The organism is uncultured Campylobacter sp. (genome assembly GCF_938017705.1).
Lineage (GTDB): Bacteria > Campylobacterota > Campylobacteria > Campylobacterales > Campylobacteraceae > Campylobacter_B.
Map to the genome: position 1 here is coordinate 1 of NZ_CALIIS010000067.1, position 1,546 is coordinate 1,546.

Here is a 1,546-nt window from a genome sequence, read left to right on the forward strand (position 1 = left end):
GCAGTCCGAGGTCCCCGCGCAGCTGCTGACCTCCCGAGATCGCTGCGAGGCCCTTTTCATCGGCCTTTCCCATCTCGTTTGAAAATCTACTCTGCCCTACTCTGATGCCGAAAATCTCGCGCGCAGGGATACCCACGGCGCGGCAAAGCCCCACGAATACGGAGTTTATGTCGGTGCATTTGCCCACTAGCTTGCCACTCTCAAGGATCGCTTTTACGTCGCCCGTGCCGCAGCCTAGGACGGTGTTATCGCGCTGCATCGTGTTTGCCACCCACGTGTATATTGCTTTCGCGCGCTCCAGATCGCCCTTGACGCCTTTAGTGATCTCCTCGGCTTTTTGCTTTACGATGCCGTCATTTGGGATGTGCTGAGTAGGTTTTAGATAAAATTCCGTCTCAGGGCTCAGCTTTTCGTTCGGGTTAAATTTAACCTTGCTAAAGTCGGTATTTCGCTCGAAGGTCTCGACTCTAAATTTAACGCTAAGCGTCGGCTTTGCCACCTCGGCGTAGTCCACATAAAGCGTCGGAACGCCCTTATAATCGACGGAAGGATTGCTGAAGTTGCCGTCAAATTTGATATCGCTTACGCTCTGATACTCTCTGATAAACGGCAGCGGTATCCACAGCCTGGTTTTCTTGCCCGCCTCTAAAATTTCGTGATTTAAAGTGAGGTCAAAAACCCTCTTGTTGCCCATAGCTTTGCCCTCACCCAAAACGGTGCTTGGAGTTGCCATAACGGCGCCTAAAATCGCAGTGTTTCTTAAAAAATCGCGTCTTTGCATGAAATATGCCTTCAAATAAAATGGCTAAGACTTAGCCCTAATTTACGCGCTGATTTTAGCCTTTTGCGGCTTTGAAATCGCTAAATTTAAAATTCTGCAAGCCGTAAATTTTAAAATTCTATCCATATTTAAAATTTCAAAATTTCGCTCGCTTTAAAATTTTAGAATTTTGCTCGCCGCGGAATTTTAAAATTTCAAAATTTCGCTTCAAGACATAGCGCGAAATTTCGCCAAAGCGGGCATGATAGCCCGCAAACTAGGCGCGCAGGCAGTATGTATCGGCGGCGTAGGCTAAACCACGCAAAAGCGCCGCTGTCGCAAAAGCCAAGCGTGCGTTTCCATGAAACGGTTAAGCTTTGACGAAGCGCGGCGGCTTAGCTTAAGCAAATCGCGGCAGCAAAAAGCAAGCCGTCAGAGGATTAAATTTCTCGCGAAAAATACTCGTAGATAAAATTTTTAGGCGAGTACGGATCTTTCGGCGTGCCGCCCACTTCGCAATACGGATGCGAAAAAAATTCAATCGGAACGTGCGCCGGGCGCGGATTTAGCACGATTTCGCGAGCGTAGTTAAAGCCCAGCCAGCACGGCTCCCAGTTACCGAAAAGATACTCGCGCACTCGCGCCAGCTTGGAATCATCCTCGCTTAAGCCTTCGCCGAGTCGCACCTTTGTAACGTCCGCGGGATCGACGGGGATCCAGCCATAGCCTTTTAGATAAAATTCCGCTCTGCAATGCTGCGCGCCCGAAATTTCAAGCGCACCGCCG

Annotated in this window: 1 protein-coding gene and 1 pseudogene; both read right to left on the bottom strand. The window is 49.5% G+C overall.

Features of this window, described 5'->3' with window-relative positions:
* Positions 1-781: transglutaminase domain-containing protein (locus tag Q0605_RS03405; RefSeq protein ID WP_298704255.1), on the bottom strand; the 781-nt coding region annotated here is incomplete at its 3' end.
* A gap of 419 nt (positions 782-1,200) precedes the next feature.
* Positions 1,201-1,546 (bottom strand): annotated as a pseudogene (locus Q0605_RS03410) (transglutaminase domain-containing protein); the annotation flags it as partial.